Genomic DNA, 2607 nt, shown 5'->3' on the forward strand with positions numbered 1-2607 from the left:
GGACCCCTCTTTGAGCCTCGCTCAATGCCGTACCGGCACGTCTGGCCGAAAGGGTGCCGCGCGGTCAGCGCGCCGGCTCCCGGACCGGCGCCTTGTGCCGGGCGTGCGCGATGAACGCCCGGGCGGCCCGGCTCAGTGGCCGGCGGGCGTGCGCGATGCCCACCGGGCGCAGCAGCGGCGGCGTGAAGGAGCGGATCTCGGCGCGGCCGCCGAAGGCCCTCGCCACCACGTCCCGGTACCAGATGAGGGAGCCGCGGCCGTCGGTCACTCCGGTGACCCAGGCGAGCCGCTCGTCCACCTCGAACGCGGGCACGGGCCGCACGCCGAGGCAGCTGAACATGGCCTCCATCTCCGTGCGCCGCCCGGTGCCCGGGGTCGGCAGCACCATCGGCAGGCCGTCGAGCAGCCGGAACGGCACGGGGTCGGGCAGCCGGGAGCCGAGGGGCGAGACCAGCACCACCTCGCGCTCCTGGATGTGGTGCGTGGTCAGCTCCTTGTCCACGGGCAGGTCGACCAGGGCCAGCTCGGAGGTTCCGTCGAGCAGTTCCTGCACCAGGGACTCCCGGCCGTCGTGCTGGTGGAGCCGCACCTGCACGCCGGGGTGGCGCGCGGTGAAGGCCGGGACCAGTTCGGAGGCCAGGTCGAGGGCCAGGGTGGGGGTGGCCACCAGGGTGAGGACGGCCCGTCCGCCCTTGCCGTGCGGGTCCCCGATGTCGTCGATGGCGTCCACCGCGTCGAGCACGGTGCGCGCCAGGCGGACCACCCGGGCGCCCTCCGGGGTGAGGTCCACCCCCCTGCCCCGGCGGGCGAGGAGCTCGATGCCGAGATCGCGCTCCATGGCCTGGACGGCCCGCGACAGGGCGGACTGGGCGACGAAGACCGAGGCGGCCGCGCCGGTGATGGAACCGCAGTCCGCGACGGCGACGAGATAACGCAGCTGCGCGAGTGTGGGGGTCATGACCGGACGGTAACCGCGCGGGGTTGCCCCCGTAAGGGGCGCCGTGTTGAACAACTGCGCGAATTCCGGCCGCTGTTCATGCCCGGAGGGTGTCGAGGCATACCGGCCGGGCATGAGCCCCGGCTGCCGCCGTACGGGGTGCCCGGCTCCGGCGGCCCACGGTCGGCCGGGGATCACCGCAGGTCGGCGGGGGACGAGGGTCCGGGAGGGAGGGCACCGGGGTGCGCACGGAGTACCGGATTTCCGTCCGGTACGTGAAGGACCTTACTCCGCAAGGCCGTTGACAGTGCACGACGACGACCGCACGATGCATCCCGGCATCAGGGGAATTGACCAGTGTTCAAGCCCGCCCCACCCAGGCGGGTCGCCCGGCCACCTGTACCGGTGGGGAGTCGCCCGCGCACTCCCCCGCCGCCCCGCTCGCCCCCGCTCGCCGTGTGCCCGCTCACCCCCGTGCCACCGCTTGCCCCTGTGCCCCCGTTTTCCCTGTGCCCCCGCTTTCCCCCGTGCCCCACCCGCCCCGCACACCCGCCCGCCCTGTGCGTCGGCCCGCCTCTGCGCCCCTGCCCGCCCCGGGGTGCCCCGCCACGCCCTGCCCAGCCGTTGCGCAGCCCGGCGGCATGTGACACAGCACTCAACGAGGAGCGCCCGTGACCCCCCATCCCGAGCCGTCCCCGCAGCCCGGCACCCCGTCCCCTCAGCCCGGCGCCCCCGCCGCGGAGTCCGGCGGCCCGTCCGCGCACACCGCCGACCCGCGCGACCTGGTGATCGCGCTCAGCCCCTTCGAGGAGCCCCGGCCCCGCATCGTCATCGCCGCCGAACGGGCGGGCTCCCTCGGCCTGCTCGACCTCGGCCGGGACCCCGACGCCCCGTCGGCCGCCTTCGCGGAGCTCACCCGCCTGCTCGGCCCCGGGCGGCGCTACGGGGTGCGGGTGCCCGCGGGCTGCCCACTCGGGCCGGCGCAGCTGCCGCCCGAGGTGGACACGGTGCTCCTCGCCGACCCCGCCGCGTACGTCCCGGAGCGGGTGGCCGGCTGGGCGGCGGCGCCCGGCGGGCCCCGGGTGTGGGCCGAGGCCACCGGCCTCGCGGAGGCCCGGGCCGCGGTGGCCGCCGGGGCCTCGGCGGTCGTCGCCAAGGGGCACGAGGCCGGCGGCCGGGTGGGCGCCGCCACCACCTTCGTCCTGCTCCAGCAGCTGCTCGCCGACCCGGGTGTCGGCGTGCCGGTCGTGGCCTGCGGCGGGATCGGCCCGCACACGGCGGCCGCGGCCTTCGCGGGCGGGGCCGCGGGCGTCCTGCTCGACGTACAACTGGCGCTGACCGCCGAGTGCGAGGCCGGGCTGCCCGCCGAAGTGGCGGCGGCGATCCGGGCGATGGACGGCTCCGAGACGCGGCTCGTCGACGGCCACCGGGTGTACGCGCGTCCCGACCTGCCCGCGCCGCAGGGCCCCGCCGCGGCCCTGCTCGGAGCCCGGGACCTGCGCACCCGGCTGCTGCCCGTCGGCCAGGACGGGGCGGCCGCGGCCCGGCTCGCCGCACGCCACCGCACGACGGGCGGGGTGCTCCGGGCCGTGCGGGCCCCCCTCGCCGGGCCCCACGCGGCGGCGGGGGCGGGCCGCCCCCCCCGGCCGCCCCCGCCCCGCGCCCACGGC

General features: G+C 77.7%; 2 protein-coding genes. One reads left to right on the forward strand and one right to left on the reverse strand.

Annotated features, from left to right (window positions below):
- Positions 1-64: 64 nt before the first annotated feature.
- Complete coding sequence (locus tag ACFXA3_RS40620; protein ID WP_385196180.1) at positions 65-958, reverse strand: LysR family transcriptional regulator; 894 nt, start codon at positions 956-958, stop codon at positions 65-67.
- Positions 959-1608: 650 nt separating this feature from the next.
- Here ACFXA3_RS40620 and ACFXA3_RS40625 point away from each other — a divergent pair.
- Positions 1609-2607: nitronate monooxygenase (locus tag ACFXA3_RS40625; RefSeq protein WP_385196182.1), on the forward strand; the 999-nt coding region annotated here is incomplete at its 3' end.

The organism is Streptomyces sp. NPDC059456 (genome assembly GCF_042750055.1).
Taxonomy (GTDB): Bacteria; Actinomycetota; Actinomycetes; order Streptomycetales; family Streptomycetaceae; genus Streptomyces.